Below are 13,503 nucleotides of genomic sequence, written 5' to 3'. Positions count from 1 at the left end.
TTCGCCAGCAAACCCTGCAGCGCTGGGAATTTTCGGGCACAAAAAAAGCGACCCTAAGGTCGCTTTCTCTGTTGCTTCAAGGGTGTTCAGTGGGCCCTTGAAGCTCAATATGGCGCAGCGGACGGGACTCGAACCCGCGACCCCCGGCGTGACAGGCCGGTATTCTAACCGACTGAACTACCGCTGCGCATGTGCCCCTCTCTACTGACGACCACCCGAAGGTGACGGCAGATTCAGGAACATCTCAGAGAGTGGTGGGTGATGACGGGATCGAACCGCCGACCCTCTGCTTGTAAGGCAGATGCTCTCCCGGCTGAGCTAATCACCCTTTCGTCTCGGTGTGGCGCGCATTCTACGGAGGAGGCTCTACCCTGGCAAGCACTTTTTTAAAAAAATTTTCGATCCTTTTCAATGACCTAGCGGAGCACCTATTTATGTCGCGCAGTTACCGCTGATGGCTCGGTGACAGGGCTGGTGCGAGATCGCCCCTCGGAGAATAATGCCCGGCTTATGTATTAAAGGAGAGACACCCGCTCATGTGGTTCAAGAACCTGCTGACCTATCGCCTGACCCAGGACGTTGCATTCGAGCCTGAAACGCTGGAAGCGGCACTTGCCAGCAAACCGGCCCGGCCCTGCGCCAGCCAGGAGCTGACCACCTATGGCTTCGTCGCGCCCTTCGGCAAGGGCGAAGATGCCCCGTTGGTCCACGTCAGCGGCGAGTTCCTGCTGATCGCTGCGCGCAAGGAAGAACGCATCCTGCCCAGCAGCGTGGTCAACGATGCCGTGAAGGAAAAGATCGAAGAGATCGAAAACGAGCAGATGCGCAAGGTCTATAAGAAAGAGCGCGAGCAGATCAAAGACGAGATCATCCAGGCCTTCCTGCCCCGCGCGTTCATTCGCCGCTCGATGATCTTCGCCGCCATCGCCCCGCGCCTGGGCCTGGTGCTGGTCAACTCGGCCAGCGCCAAGCGTGCCGAAGATCTGCTGTCGACCCTGCGTGAAGTGATGGGCTCGCTGCCGGTACGCCCGGTCACGGTCAAGATCGCCCCAAGCGCCACCCTCACCGAGTGGGTCAAGTCGCAACAGCCGGTCGCCGACTTCCATATCCAGGATGAATGCGAACTGCGCGACACCCATGAAGACGGCGGCACCGTGCGCTGCAAGCGCCAGGACCTGGCCAGCGAAGAAATCCAGCTGCACCTGAGCACCGGCAAGGTGGTCACGCAACTGGCACTGGGCTGGCAGGACAAACTGTCGTTCGTGCTCGACGACAAAACCGTCATCAAACGCCTGAAGTTCGAAGAGCTGCTGCAAGAGGAGGCTGAACAGAACGGCGGCGAAGAAGCGGCTCAGCAGTTCGATGCCAGCTTCCAGCTGATGATGATGACCTTCACCGAGTTCCTCCCGGCCCTGTTCGAAGCCCTGGGCGGCGAAGACATTCCGCAAGGCGTCTGACCCGGCCTTGAAGGCTGCGGGCCAGCGTTCTGCGCCTGGCCCGCCCTGCCCCGACTGCGCAAGCGCCGCGACAAGGCGCCCCGCCCCATAACAACAAGGAATCCGCCATGCGTGCACTGGCTGCTCTGAGCCGCTTCGTCGGCAATACTTTCGCCCTGTGGGTGCTGCTGTTCGCCTGCCTGGCGTTCCTGCAACCGCAATGGTTCGTCGGCCTGAAGGTGGCCATCGTGCCGCTGCTGGGGCTGGTGATGTTCGGCATGGGCCTGACCCTCAAGCTCGACGATTTCGCCGCCCTCGCCCGCCAGCCCTGGCGGGTGATGCTGGGTGTGGTCGCGCACTTCGTGATCATGCCGGGCATGGCCTGGCTGCTGTGCCAGGTGTTTCACCTGCCGCCGGAAATCGCCGTTGGGGTGATTCTGGTCGGCTGCTGCCCGAGCGGCACCTCGTCGAACGTGATGGTCTGGCTGTCCAAGGGCGATCTGGCGTTGGCCGTTGCCATCGCCGGGGTCACCACACTGCTCGCACCGCTGCTGACCCCGGCGCTGATCTGGATGCTCGCCTCGGCCTGGCTGCCGGTCTCGTTCATGGACATGTTCTGGTCGATCCTGCAGTTGGTGATGCTGCCCATCGTGCTCGGTGTGCTGGCGCAGCGCCTGCTGGGCAGCAAGGTTCAGGCGGCGGTGCAGGTGCTGCCACTGGTGTCGGTGGTGAGCATCGTGCTGATCGTCTGCGCGGTGGTGGCGGCCAGCCAGGCCAAGATCGCCGAATCCGGCCTGCTGATCATGGCGGTGGTGGTGCTGCACAACGGCTTCGGTTTCCTCCTCGGCTACCTCACCGGCAAGCTGTGCAAGCTGCCGCTGGCCCAACGCAAGTCGCTGGCGCTGGAAGTGGGCATGCAGAACTCAGGGCTCGGCGCAGCGCTGGCAGCGGCACATTTCTCGCCATTGGCGGCAGTGCCCAGCGCGTTGTTCAGCGTATGGCACAACATTTCCGGCGCGCTGCTCTCGACTTGGTTCCGCAAGCTCGAAGATCCGGCTGACACTGCGCAGGCACAACCGCGCGCGGAGTGAAGGCAGGGGTTGCCGTCGCCGCCGAGCATCGGCAGGATAGGCAACCACAGTTGAGGACGACCTCACGACGCACTGCGTGATCATCCGGGGACGGCCCCATCATTGGCTTATCGATGGAGGTGTTTTATGTCCTGGTTCATTCTGTTGTGCGCGGGCCTGTTCGAAATTGGCTGGGCGGTCGGCCTGAAGTACACCGACGGCTTCACCCGGCCGTTGCCCACGGCGCTGACCATCGGCGCCATGGTCATCAGCATCGGCCTGTTGGGCATGGCGGTGAAGGAACTGCCACTGGGCACGGCCTATGCCGTATGGACTGGCGTCGGTGCGGTCGGTACGGTGATCGCCGGCATCATTCTGTTCGGTGAGTCGATGGCGGTGATTCGCCTGGTCAGCGTCGCGCTGATCGTGGCCGGGTTGATTGGCCTGAAGGTCAGCGCCAGCTGACCTTCAGGCCTTCACCTGGTTTCAACGGCGGTCGCCGCGCAAGGCGCTGACCCGCTCACGCAACAGCTCAGGCTGCGCCGCCTCCACCTCGATGGCGGCGCCAGCCACCACCGTCACCCGCGACCACAACCGGCGAAACACGCCCTTGTTCGGGTCACGGCTGAAGAAACTCCCCCACAGGCCTTGCAGCGCCAGCGGAATCACCGGCACCGGGGTTTCCCGCAGGATGCGCTTCACGCCACTTTTGAACACATCGATCTCGCCATCACCGGTCAGCTTGCCCTCGGGGAAGATGCACACCAGCTCGCCCTGCTGCAGGCACTGGGCGATCCGCGCGAAGGCCTGCTCGTAGGTGGCCGCGTCTTCGCCACGCCCGGCAATCGGAATCGCCCCGGCCGTGCGGAAGACGAAGTTGAGCAGCGGAATGCGATAGATCTTGTAGTACATGACGAAACGGATCGGTCGACGGATCGCACCGCTGAGCAACAGCGCGTCGACGAACGACACGTGATTGCACACCAGTAGCGCCGCCCCTTCATCCGGAATGCGCTCCAGATCACGGTGCTCGACGCGATACATCGAGTGGCTGAGCAGCCAGATGAGAAAGCGCATGGTGAACTCGGGCACGATGCGGAAGATGTAGGCGTTGACTGCGATGTTGAGCAGCGACACTACCAGGAACAGCTGCGGGATGCTCAAATCGGCCAGGCTCAACAGAGCGATGGTGACCTGCGCCGAGGCCACCATGAACAGCGCGTTGAGGATGTTGTTGGCAGCGATCACCCGCGCCCGTTGCTCGACCGGCGTGCGTGCCTGAATCAACGCATACAGCGGCACGATGTAGAAACCGCCAAACACGCCCAGACCGACGATCGACAGCATGATCCACCAGGCCTTGCTCAGGCCCAGCAGCGCCAGCCAGTCGTACGGCACCTCGGTGTTCGGCACATCGCCCGAATGCCACCACCACAGCAAGCCGAACAGGGTCAGGCCGAACGAGCCGAACGGCACCAGGCCGATCTCGACCTTGCGTCCGCTGAGCCGTTCGCACAGCAGCGAGCCCAGGGCAATACCCACCGAGAACAGGGTCAGCACCAGCGTCACTACGGTTTCATCACCGTGCAGCCAGTCCTTGGCGTAGGCCGGAATCTGCGTCAGGTAGATAGCGCCGACGAACCAGAACCAGGAGTTGCCGACGATCGAGCGCGACACTGCAGGGGTCTGCCCCAGCCCCAGACGCAGGGTCAGCCACGATTGCTTGAAGATGTTCCAGTCCAGTTTCATCTGCGGCGCAGCCGCCGCCGCATGGGGGATCCAGCGGCTGGCCAGGTAACCCAGCACGGCAGTGCCGACCACCCCGATCGCCACGGCCACGGCATAGCTGCCCGACGACATCATGATCCCGGCGCCAATGGTGCCGGCCAGAATCGCCAGGAAGGTGCCCATTTCCACCAGCCCGTTGCCGCCGACCAGCTCTTCGTCGCGCAACGTCTGCGGCAAAATCGAATACTTCACCGGGCCGAACAGCGCCGAATGCGTGCCCATAGCGAACAACGCCAACAGCATCAGCTCCAGGTGACTGGTGACGAAGCCGGTGGCACCGATGGCCATGATGACGATTTCCGCCAGCTTGATCACACGAATCAGCTTGTCCTTGGCGAACTTCTCGCCGAACTGCCCGGCCAGCGCCGAGAACAGGAAGAACGGCAGAATGAACAGCAGCGCGCAGAGGTTGACCCAGATCGAGCGGTCGCCCTCCAGGCTGATCTTGTAGAGAATCGCCAGGATCAGCGACTGCTTGAACAGGTTGTCGTTGAACGCACCCAGCGACTGGGTAATGAAGAACGGCAGAAAACGCCGGGTGCCGAGCAGGCTGAACTGCGAAGACTGACTCATCGTGCAGGGTCCTAAGGGCCTGATGCAGCAGGGCCCGTCATTGAGAAAGGGTCAAATCTGCATGCATCGCGCCGGCCTGGCAAGCGGCTCAGGCATATCGGTACGCTGCGCTTACCTGATTCTGGATACATCCGCACTGCAAGGCGTGCGCGATGAACAGCGTCGCGCACGCCAGCATCAGGGTCAGCCCGGTAACCGACGACGGCACTCCGCCAGGCTATGGATCGCTGCTCTCCTGGATGTGGTGCCTGCATGGCCGAATCATGGAGCAGTAAAGCCCGGGCGGCCTAGGCTGACTTGGCCGAAGAGTACCTAGCTGGAAAGCTCAGCCTCAGAAAGCACTGACATTTTGAAGTCTTCGCACAATATCGCTATTTCCGCTCCCCAACTCGGCTCAAAATAAAACAACCTCAAGTCTCCAGCGCGAACCAAACGAATCAGCTCCGTGCACCGAGCATCGCTCAAATAAGAGGTGGAGTCAGTCAGACTGGTTAGCCACTCGAGGATTTCCCCTATCGAGGCGTCTGTGCCCGCCGCATCGTCAAATACGAGCACTCGAGATATAACGTTCTGACCGATAAAATCATTTACCCGATAGCCTCGGCAATGCTCAAACGCAAGTATGATGAACGTGCCTTCATAATCTCTAACGCATATTTCCAAGCGCTCCGGAGCGGCCGCCGAGTCTACCCTTACGATTTCGGCATCATGTAGGGACTGTAAGGAAATTGATTTCATAACGGGTTCTCACGAGCTTTCACTGAAATCAGAATTTGACGATTTTATTCATCCAATCGACCACAATGCAGCTAAATCATCATCGTTTAAAAAGCAGGTTCGCAGGCATTTTATCTAGGGCGATGAGCGGTTTATCCATGTCCACGGCATCGGCATATACTTTCCGTGGAGCCGCTGCGCTTACATTCTCTTCGAACTCAGCGCTTACGGCGCATCGCCCGTTGCGGGCACGGTGGCAAAATCCAAGTGCATGTGTAACTTCAGAGGCACCGAAGTACAGGGGCGTGATAACCAGCCCCCCTAACGCGGCATGTAACCGCGCTGCCAGGCCCGCGGAATGAACAGCGTCACGCAGGCCAGCACCAGAGTCAGCCCGGCGCACCCGGCCAACGCAGCGATACCCAGCCGCGCCTGCAACCAGGCGCCAAGCACTGCGCCCAACAGCATGCCGGCCCACGGCACCAACTGGACGCGCCAGCCGCTGCGCCGCTCGCCCATCAGCCAGCGCCCCAGGCCACGACCGAAGCGTGACAGCGCACCGGTCACGTAGGTCAGGCCAATCGGCAGGCCGTTCACTTGTTCGACCACTGCATTGAGCATGCCCATGGCGATGATCGCCAGCGCCAACGCCAGTGCCGTCCACATTCCAGGCAGCGCTGCGATGGCCAGCATGGCCGTGATCAGCAGCAGCAACGGTGCTGCGCGCCGACGCAGGCTGCGCGCCAGCATGACGCCCAGCGCATTGCCGACCACGAAGCAGACGATTGCCAACGCCAGACGCGCCAGCGCCGTCGCGTCGCCGACGCTGACCGCCACGGCCAGACGTGTGGTGTTGCCACTCATGAACGACACAAAATCGCCGGTGGCGAGAAAACCCACGGCATCGGTCATCCCGGCAAGAAACGACAACGCCGCCACCAGGCCCAGGCCGACACGGCCGTTGATTCGGCGAAGGCGGGCGCGCGGTGAGGTTGTGGGGTGCAGTCTATCGGGGAGCATGGGTCAGGTCCGAGGGCAAGACGAACGAAAAGCCTGCGCCGTGCCGAGCAGCACCGGCGAAGCAGCTACAGAGCTTTCCTACAGACGAACGCAGATATTTGCACATGATAAGGCCCCTTAGCGAAGCGACGATACCACCGCTCCAGGGCCTACTCATGATCAAACTGCTGCAGTCATTCAAACAGCGTCGCTACCAGCGCGCCATCCGCGCTCACGGCGGCAAACTGGCGGCCGGGCCTGGCGCATTCAAAGGCCAGGCTAGCGCCACCCTCGAAGCTTTCGTCGAGCTTGGGCATGTGCGTATCCGCGCCGAGCATCTGACCATCGGGGCCCATACCTACATTCGCAGTCGCTGCCGCCTGGACGTCGTTTCATCCATTGGACGTTTCTGCTCCATCGGCAGCGACTGTGTGATCGGCCAGGAAAAACACACCCACCCCACTGACTGGGTCAGCACCCACCCCTTCCAGTACGAAGGGGTGCAGGCGCAGGCGTACAGGCCTGAAGAAGTCCCGTGCACCATTGGCCATGATGTGTGGATCGGTGAAGGCGCGACCATTCTCGCTGGGGTCAACGTCGCCACCGGCGCAATCGTCGCGACCCGAGCAGTGGTAACCAAAGACGTGCCGCCGTATGCCATCGTTGCCGGCAATCCTGCAAGGGTCATCAGGTTTCGCCACTCGCCCGAGTTGATCGAGCGGCTGCTTGCCAGCGAGTGGTGGACGCTGCAAAGCGCCATGCTGACGACCCTGGATGGCGCGCACCCCGAGCAGTTTCTCGAGAGACTGAAGGCGCAGCCGCTATTACCCAAGGCGACATATCGCGCACTGCGTCTGGATCGGCACAAGGTCGACGTCCTCTGACGTAGGCCGCTTCGTATCGATTACGGTCAAAACGGCGGGCACAAAAAAAGCCCGCCATCAAGGCGGGCTTTCTGTGCAGAGAAGCGACATTGACTGCCGTTTCACAGGCTTGCGGGATGCTTCAGCGTTGAACGCATTCCGTCAGCCGTTGCAGATATGGTGGGTCGTGTAGGATTCGAACCTACGACCAATTGGTTAAAAGCCAACTGCTCTACCAACTGAGCTAACGACCCGTTGGATGGCGCGTATAATATAGAATTTCAGAGCTAAATCAATACCCTACGCGCAAAAAATCAAAAATAAGGTGTTGGGTCTTCTACCCCAGCAGCGCGGAAGCCTTCGGCACGGAGGCGGCAGCTGTCGCACTTGCCGCAGGCATGCCCCTGATCATCAGCCTGATAGCACGATACGGTCAGGGCGTAATTCACCCCGCGCTCGATGCCTGCCTGGATGATTTGCGCCTTGCTCATGTTCTGCAGTGGCGCGCGAATGCGAAAGCCCTGCCCTTCCACACCGGCTTTGGTAGCAAGGTTGGCCATGGTTTCGAAAGCCTCGACGAACTCCGGACGGCAGTCTGGGTAGCCTGAATAGTCCACCGCATTGACGCCGATGAAGATATCGCGTGCCTGCAGCACTTCTGCCCAGCCCAAAGCCAGCGACAGAAACACAGTGTTGCGTGCTGGTACATAGGTCACCGGAATACCTTCGGTGGGCGACTCAGGCACCTCGATGCTGCTGTCGGTAAGTGCCGAGCCACCCATGCCATTCAGATCCAGACCAATCACTTTGTGCTCGACCACACCCATGTCGCGGGCAACCCGCGCAGCGGCGTTCAGTTCGGCGCGGTGACGCTGGCCGTAATCGAAGCTCATGGTGTAGCAGCTGTAGCCTTGCGCCTGGGCCATGGCCACCACGGTCGCCGAGTCCAGACCACCGGAAAGCAGAATGACTGCGCGTTTTTCAGTGTTCATCAGGTAATCCTCTATCAACGGCCGGGTTCGTCATTCCACAGCAACTTGTGCAGTTGCAGTTGGAAACGCACGGGAAGGTTGTCGGCTACGATCCAGTCAGCCAGCTCACGCGCATTGACCTGTCCATGGCTTGGCGAAAACAGCACTTCACCGGCACGCTGGGCAAGATCGAACTCGATCAGTTTCGACACCGCCCAGTCGTAGTCCTCACGCGAGCAGATGACGAACTTGACCTGATCATTGCCGGTGAGGTGCTCGATGTTTTCATAGCGATTGCGATGACACTCCAGCGAACCCGGCGTTTTCAGGTCAACCACTCGGCTGACTCTTACGTCGGTGGCAGAAATATCCAACGCGCCACTGGTCTCCAGGTTGACCTCATAGCCCGCATCGCAAAGCCGTTGCAGCAACGGCAGCGCGTTTGGCTGGGCGAGGGGCTCACCGCCCGTTACGCACACATGGCGAGGCTTGAAGGCAGCCACCTGTTCCATCAGCGAATCGAGAGTACGCTGCGTGCCACCGGTGAATGCGTAGGCGCTATCGCAGTATTGGCAACGCAACGGGCAGCCGGTCAGCCGAATGAAAACCGTTGGCAGGCCTGCGGTGCGTGTTTCGCCCTGAAGCGAATAAAAGACTTCGGTGATACGTAATGTGTCTTGCATGGTCCGCCTAGGGCAAGACAGCTACACAGGCTGCCCGCCTCCATAAGGCACTGTCGCGGACTCGACATCGCGTTATCCGCAGCAGCGTGGTGGTTAAAAAGGGCGCAGAGTCTAACGAAAAAACCCGCGACAGGCGCGGGTTTCTTTCCAACGGTACTGCTTACAGACGCTGCAGGTCGCGTTGCGCCAGTTGCGCGGCGGAAGTGCCGGGGTACTGGTTGACCACTTGCTGCAGAATGCCTTTGACCTTGTCGGTGTGGCCCAGACGTCGCTCGACGTCGGCCAGTTTGTACAGCGAGTCAGGCACCTTGCTGTGTTTCGGATAGGCCTGGGCGACCTTGGCGAAAGCCTGGCTGGCGCCTTGCAGATCACCTTTGGCCAGATTCACTTCACCCAACCAATATTGCGCGTTGCCGGCATATTGGCTGCTTGGGTACTTGCGCAGGAAAGCGCCAAAAGCCTGACTGGCTTTGTCGAAATCCTTTTGTTTGATCAGATCGAAAGCAGCGTCGTAATACAGCTTCTCTTTCGCAGGATCGCCGGCCTCATTGCTGGAGGCAGACGGTTTGGCGTTGGTGCCCGAGTCACCACTCGCCGAGCCCGCGGCAGCGCCGCCGGCAGAAGAATTATCGGATGCCGCCGCAGGCGCGGGTGCGCTGCTGATGCGTCGATCCAGATCCTGATAACGCTCCAGACCCTCTTGCTTCATGCGTGCAACATCGTTCTGCAGCTCTTCGATGATGCCCTGCTGGCGAGAGATCTGGTCTTGCATCTGTTGCAACTGCATGAACAGCTGCCCTTGTGCCGAAGCAGGGGTCGAAGCCCCTGCGCCGGCATAAGCGCCGCTCGTGCCATAACCCGCAGGTGGATAGCCACCGGCGTTGTCATCAACGATAGGAACCGCAGCCAGCGCAGAAAGCGGCAGGCTGAGGGCGAGGACGGTTAGAGCAAGGCGGCACTTACGCATAGGAACTTACTTACGCAGTTCTACGCGACGGTTCTGGGCCCAGCTCTGCTCGTCGTTGCCGGTAGCAACTGGACGCTCTTCGCCGTAGGAAACCAGCTCCAGCTGAGCAGGGGAAACGCCCTGCAGTACCAGGTAACGCTGAACGGCCTTGGCACGACGCTCGCCCAGAGCCATGTTGTACTCACGGGTACCGCGCTCGTCGGTGTTACCTTCCAGAACGACACGGTTGCCGTTGGCTTTCAGGTCCTTGGCGTGAACGTCCAGAGCGCGCATGGCTTCTGGCTTCAGGTCCGAGCTGTCGTATTCGAAGTAGAAGGTGGTGATTGCGCGCAGAGCAGCTTCTTCGCTCAGGCTGCCGTCGACCGCGCCAGTGTTGGCACCGTAGCCAGCGTTAGGATCAACAGCAGCGCCGCCTTCACCTGCGTTGTCACCGCCCTTGGAGGAGCAACCTACAGCTACGGCCATGGCCAGAGCCAGCGCAGCGAATTTACCAAACTTCAGCATTTCCATCGTGAAACTCCTAATGAAACCCCAGTGTGTTAAGCAAAAGTATTACGCCGCAATCAGTTCAGGTAAGGGGACCAGGACGGTTCTCTGACTTCGCCTTGAGCGGTAGGAAGCGGGAGCCTCGTGCGTCCGTTTAGGGACACGAGCATCAAGACTCCCCGGCCCTGCTGGCGGGTGGCGTAGATTAGCATGGTGCCGTTGGGCGCAACAGTAGGCGACTCATCAAGACTGGTCTCGGAGAGAATCTTTACACTTCCGCGCTGCAAGTCTTGTGCCGCCACCTTGAAGTTGGTGAAACCTTGCTGGCGATGGATCATTACCAGGGTTTTTTCATCGGCGGAAAGTTTCGGGTTGGCGTTGTAGTTACCCACGAAAGTGACACGCTCGGCGCCACCACCGGAAACCGAACTCTTGTAGATCTGCGGTTTGCCACCACGGTCGGAGGTGAAGTAGATGGTGTTGCCATCCTTGCCCCAGAACGGTTCGGTATTGATGCCAGGACCTGCGGTGACACGGCTGATCTGACGCGAACCCATGTTCATCACGTAGATGTCCGGGTTACCGTCCTTGGACAGCACGAACGCCAGGCGCGAACCATCAGGCGACCAGGCCGGAGCACCATTGAGGCCTTCGAAGTTGGTGATCTGCTCGCGGCGGCCGGTGTCGATGTGCTGAACGAAGATGCGCGGACGCTTCTGCTCGAACGAGACATAGGCGATGCGCTTGCCATCGGGCGCGAAACGCGGCGACAGGATCGGTTCACGCGACTGCAGCAGGGTCACTGCGCGGGCACCGTCGTAGTCCGAACGTTGCAGGGTGTAGCGGGTGTTGTTGGCCGAGAAGCGTTCGGCGGTCACGTACAGCATGCGGGTAGAGAACGCACCCTTGATGCCGGTGAGCTTTTCGAACGACTGGTCGGCAATGTAGTGCGACATGTCGCGCAGCTGATCGACGGTGCCGGAGACGCTGCCGGTCATGACCTGCTGCTCGGTGGCGACGTTGAACAGCGCGTACTGGACCTGCAGACGACCACCCGACGGGGTGATGCTGCCGACCATGACGTACTGTGCACCGAGCGCTTTCCAGTCACGGAAAATGACTTCGCTTGCCTGGCTCGGCTGGCTGATCATGTTCTGCCGTGGAATCGGCGCGTAGTAGCCCGAGTTGCGCAGGTCATTGCCGATGATCTCGGCCATGTCTTCAGGCAACACGCTGCCGCCCTGCAGACCGAACGGCACGACTGCGATAGGAGTGGCCCGGTCGCTACCGCTGGTGACCAGGATGTTCTTTTCATCTGCCACTGCCATGCCTGCTACGCAGCAGAGCAAGACAAGCAGTCCTCTCAGACGTTTAATCACAACGCAAGATCCTCAGGTGTAAATGTCATCTTGAATGACCGATACGGGTTGAACTCGTTCGGCTTCAAGCCTTGCATTTCGGTCAGACGACCAATGTTCTTGACGGCCGCCACGGCAGAGCTGTCGAACGGACCATCGCCGCTGGACTTCAACACCTTGACGCCGGTTACCGTACCATCAGGCAGCATGTTGATCTGCAGAACGACCGTCATGCCTTTGCGCGCCGACGGTGGTCGAGCCCACCCTTCTGCCGCTCGCATACGAATCAGATCGTCGAAATCACCTGCAACCTGATCACCCTGCTCGTCAGCCAGAGCCTGCTGGCGCTCGGTGTTATCGGACAGCAGCTCGGCCAGAGCCTGCGCCTTCTTTTCTTCAGCCGACTTGCGTGCCGCGTCCTGGGCCTTTTTCTTCTGCGCATCTGCAGCGGCCTTTTTCTTGGCCTCTTCAGCTGCTTTTTTCTTCGCGTCTTCGGCCGCCGCTTTCTTCTTGGCGTCCTCTGCAGCTTTCTTCTTGGCGTCTTCGGCCGCCTGTTTCTTGGCGTCCTCTGCAGCCTTCTTCTTCGCCTCTTCGGCGGCCTGTTTCTTGGCCTCCTCTTCGGCTTTTTTCTTGGCCTCTTCCTCAGCCTTTTTCTTGGCGATGTCGGCCTGCTGTTTTTCCGCGGCCTTCTTCGCCTCGTCGGCCTTCTTGGCGTCATCGGCCTTCTTGGCCTCGGCCGCTTTCTTGGCCTCGGCGGCCTTGGCAGCCTCTTCGGCCTTCTTCGCTTCAGCAGCCTTGGCGGCTTCTTCGGCTTTTTGAGCAGCGTCGGCTTTCTTTTGTTCCGCGGCCTTCACGGCCTCCTGCTCGACCTTCTTCTGCTCGAGCTGCTCGACCTCGGTCTGGCGCGAGGCAGTCTTCTTGGCCTCCCCGGCAATCTTCTGATTGGTCTGAGTGGTGGCCTGGCTCTTGGACTTGAGCTGATAGAGCGTAGCCTGAACGATGGGTTTGGACGGCGGCAATTCAGGCGTCATGGCAAAGCTGACGAACAGCATGCCGAACACCAGCACGTGCAGACCAATGGCCCAGACGCTGGGCCAGAAGTAGCTTTCCGAGGCGGAGGGCTCTCGCTGCTGCATCAGGGGGCCTCGGTAATCAAGCCAACGTTACCGACACCGGCTTTCTGCAGCCCGCCCATGGCACCCATTACCGAGCCATAGTCAACGGCCTTGTCGCCACGGATGAACACCTGCGTCTGCTTGCCCTGATCACGGCCGGCGGCAATGATCTTGGTCACGGCATTGGTCATGTCGGGCAGGGTCATCGCCCGATCCATCTGCTTGTCGGTGTCGACCTCGCTGCCAAGGTTCCAGTAGTAGGTCTTGTCGGCCTTGATCGAGATGGTCAGGATCTGCACGTTGTTGTCCTGAGGCAGAGCCTCACTGGATACTTTCGGCAGGTCTACCTTCACGCCCTGGTTGAGCATGGGGGCAGTCACCATGAAGATGACCAGCAGCACCAGCATCACATCGATGTAGGGCACCACATTCATCTCGGCGACCGGCTTGCGTTTGTGGCGAACTCGGGCCATGGGT

The 13,503-nt window shown here is 60.3% G+C and carries 14 protein-coding genes and 3 tRNA genes; 5 read left to right on the top strand and 12 right to left on the bottom strand.

Annotation, left to right across the window (positions count from 1 at the left end):
* Window positions 1–110: 110 nt before the first annotated feature.
* Window positions 111–187: transfer RNA gene (locus tag H618_RS0120735), tRNA-Asp, on the bottom strand.
* Between the two features lie 65 nt (window positions 188–252).
* Window positions 253–328: transfer RNA gene (locus H618_RS0120730), tRNA-Val, on the bottom strand.
* Between the two features lie 208 nt (window positions 329–536).
* Here H618_RS0120730 and rdgC point away from each other — a divergent pair.
* From rdgC to sugE, 3 genes are all read left to right on the top strand, one after another.
* Window positions 537–1,457 carry a recombination-associated protein RdgC gene (gene rdgC / locus H618_RS0120725; protein WP_028696879.1) on the top strand — a complete coding sequence of 307 codons (921 nt, stop codon included), beginning with the start codon at window positions 537–539 and terminating at the stop codon, window positions 1,455–1,457.
* A gap of 107 nt (window positions 1,458–1,564) precedes the next feature.
* Complete coding sequence (locus tag H618_RS0120720; RefSeq protein ID WP_028696878.1) at window positions 1,565–2,527, top strand: bile acid:sodium symporter family protein; 963 nt, start codon at window positions 1,565–1,567, stop codon at window positions 2,525–2,527.
* Between the two features lie 126 nt (window positions 2,528–2,653).
* On the top strand, window positions 2,654–2,971 hold the full coding sequence (gene sugE / locus H618_RS0120715) for a quaternary ammonium compound efflux SMR transporter SugE (RefSeq protein ID WP_028696877.1): 318 nt from the start codon (window positions 2,654–2,656) through the stop codon (window positions 2,969–2,971).
* A 21-nt stretch (window positions 2,972–2,992) separates the two neighbouring features.
* Here the strand turns inward: sugE and H618_RS0120710 are convergent, their stop codons facing one another.
* Entirely contained in the window at window positions 2,993–4,867 is a 1,875-nt protein-coding gene (locus tag H618_RS0120710) for an MFS transporter (protein WP_028696876.1), read from the bottom strand.
* 152 nt (window positions 4,868–5,019) lie between these two features.
* Between H618_RS0120710 and H618_RS23305 the strand changes: the two genes are divergently transcribed.
* Window positions 5,020–5,142: a hypothetical protein gene (locus H618_RS23305; RefSeq protein WP_281169486.1), complete on the top strand. Its 123-nt coding sequence runs from the start codon at window positions 5,020–5,022 to the stop codon at window positions 5,140–5,142.
* A gap of 763 nt (window positions 5,143–5,905) precedes the next feature.
* On the opposite strand, the gene H618_RS0120695 is transcribed toward H618_RS23305, so the two are convergent.
* On the bottom strand, window positions 5,906–6,604 hold the full coding sequence (locus tag H618_RS0120695; RefSeq protein ID WP_028696875.1) for a YoaK family protein: 699 nt from the start codon (window positions 6,602–6,604) through the stop codon (window positions 5,906–5,908).
* Window positions 6,605–6,759: 155 nt separating this feature from the next.
* Here H618_RS0120695 and H618_RS0120690 point away from each other — a divergent pair, with 155 nt between their 5' ends.
* Window positions 6,760–7,467 (top strand): CatB-related O-acetyltransferase, encoded by a 708-nt coding sequence (locus H618_RS0120690; RefSeq protein WP_050577371.1) that lies wholly within the window; start codon window positions 6,760–6,762, stop codon window positions 7,465–7,467.
* Window positions 7,468–7,624: 157 nt separating this feature from the next.
* On the opposite strand, the gene H618_RS0120685 is transcribed toward H618_RS0120690, so the two are convergent.
* The 8 genes from H618_RS0120685 to tolR form a co-directional block, all read right to left on the bottom strand.
* A tRNA-Lys gene (locus H618_RS0120685) sits at window positions 7,625–7,700 on the bottom strand.
* Window positions 7,701–7,760: 60 nt separating this feature from the next.
* Window positions 7,761–8,438, bottom strand: a complete 678-nt coding sequence (gene queC / locus H618_RS0120680) for a 7-cyano-7-deazaguanine synthase QueC (protein ID WP_033727820.1) — start codon at window positions 8,436–8,438, stop codon at window positions 7,761–7,763.
* A 14-nt stretch (window positions 8,439–8,452) separates the two neighbouring features.
* Window positions 8,453–9,100 (bottom strand): 7-carboxy-7-deazaguanine synthase QueE, encoded by a 648-nt coding sequence (queE, locus tag H618_RS0120675; protein ID WP_028696872.1) that lies wholly within the window; start codon window positions 9,098–9,100, stop codon window positions 8,453–8,455.
* A 160-nt stretch (window positions 9,101–9,260) separates the two neighbouring features.
* On the bottom strand, window positions 9,261–10,067 hold the full coding sequence (gene ybgF, locus H618_RS0120670; protein ID WP_028696871.1) for a tol-pal system protein YbgF: 807 nt from the start codon (window positions 10,065–10,067) through the stop codon (window positions 9,261–9,263).
* A 6-nt stretch (window positions 10,068–10,073) separates the two neighbouring features.
* Window positions 10,074–10,577 (bottom strand): peptidoglycan-associated lipoprotein Pal, encoded by a 504-nt coding sequence (pal, locus tag H618_RS0120665; protein WP_028696870.1) that lies wholly within the window; start codon window positions 10,575–10,577, stop codon window positions 10,074–10,076.
* A 53-nt stretch (window positions 10,578–10,630) separates the two neighbouring features.
* Window positions 10,631–11,881, bottom strand: coding sequence for a Tol-Pal system beta propeller repeat protein TolB (gene tolB, locus H618_RS0120660; RefSeq protein WP_049870471.1), 1,251 nt, complete (start codon window positions 11,879–11,881; stop codon window positions 10,631–10,633).
* Between the two features lie 47 nt (window positions 11,882–11,928).
* Window positions 11,929–13,047 carry a cell envelope integrity protein TolA gene (gene tolA, locus H618_RS0120655; protein WP_033727819.1) on the bottom strand — a complete coding sequence of 373 codons (1,119 nt, stop codon included), beginning with the start codon at window positions 13,045–13,047 and terminating at the stop codon, window positions 11,929–11,931.
* Window positions 13,047–13,499, bottom strand: coding sequence for a protein TolR (gene tolR / locus H618_RS0120650; protein ID WP_028696867.1), 453 nt, complete (start codon window positions 13,497–13,499; stop codon window positions 13,047–13,049). The genes tolA and tolR overlap by 1 nt, the downstream gene beginning before the upstream one ends.
* Window positions 13,500–13,503 lie beyond the last annotated feature (4 nt).

This window comes from Pseudomonas cremoricolorata DSM 17059 = NBRC 16634 (genome assembly GCF_000425745.1).
GTDB lineage: Bacteria > Pseudomonadota > Gammaproteobacteria > Pseudomonadales > Pseudomonadaceae > Aquipseudomonas > Aquipseudomonas cremoricolorata.
Note: the sequence above shows the minus strand (reverse complement) of the source record. Positions and strands in the feature narration are given on the sequence as shown.

Coding starts and splice junctions, on each gene's coding strand:
- H618_RS0120720 (WP_028696878.1), top strand. CDS start 1,565: ATGCGTGCACTGGCTGCTCTGAGCCGCTTCGTCGGCAATACTTTCGCC.
- H618_RS23305 (WP_281169486.1), top strand. CDS start 5,020: ATGAACAGCGTCGCGCACGCCAGCATCAGGGTCAGCCCGGTAACCGAC.
- queC (WP_033727820.1), bottom strand. CDS start 8,438: ATGAACACTGAAAAACGCGCAGTCATTCTGCTTTCCGGTGGTCTGGAC.
- pal (WP_028696870.1), bottom strand. CDS start 10,577: ATGGAAATGCTGAAGTTTGGTAAATTCGCTGCGCTGGCTCTGGCCATG.
- ybgF (WP_028696871.1), bottom strand. CDS start 10,067: ATGCGTAAGTGCCGCCTTGCTCTAACCGTCCTCGCCCTCAGCCTGCCG.
- rdgC (WP_028696879.1), top strand. CDS start 537: ATGTGGTTCAAGAACCTGCTGACCTATCGCCTGACCCAGGACGTTGCA.
- H618_RS0120690 (WP_050577371.1), top strand. CDS start 6,760: ATGATCAAACTGCTGCAGTCATTCAAACAGCGTCGCTACCAGCGCGCC.
- tolA (WP_033727819.1), bottom strand. CDS start 13,047: ATGCAGCAGCGAGAGCCCTCCGCCTCGGAAAGCTACTTCTGGCCCAGC.
- tolB (WP_049870471.1), bottom strand. CDS start 11,881: ATGGCAGTGGCAGATGAAAAGAACATCCTGGTCACCAGCGGTAGCGAC.
- queE (WP_028696872.1), bottom strand. CDS start 9,100: ATGCAAGACACATTACGTATCACCGAAGTCTTTTATTCGCTTCAGGGC.
- sugE (WP_028696877.1), top strand. CDS start 2,654: ATGTCCTGGTTCATTCTGTTGTGCGCGGGCCTGTTCGAAATTGGCTGG.
- tolR (WP_028696867.1), bottom strand. CDS start 13,499: ATGGCCCGAGTTCGCCACAAACGCAAGCCGGTCGCCGAGATGAATGTG.
- H618_RS0120710 (WP_028696876.1), bottom strand. CDS start 4,867: ATGAGTCAGTCTTCGCAGTTCAGCCTGCTCGGCACCCGGCGTTTTCTG.
- H618_RS0120695 (WP_028696875.1), bottom strand. CDS start 6,604: ATGCTCCCCGATAGACTGCACCCCACAACCTCACCGCGCGCCCGCCTT.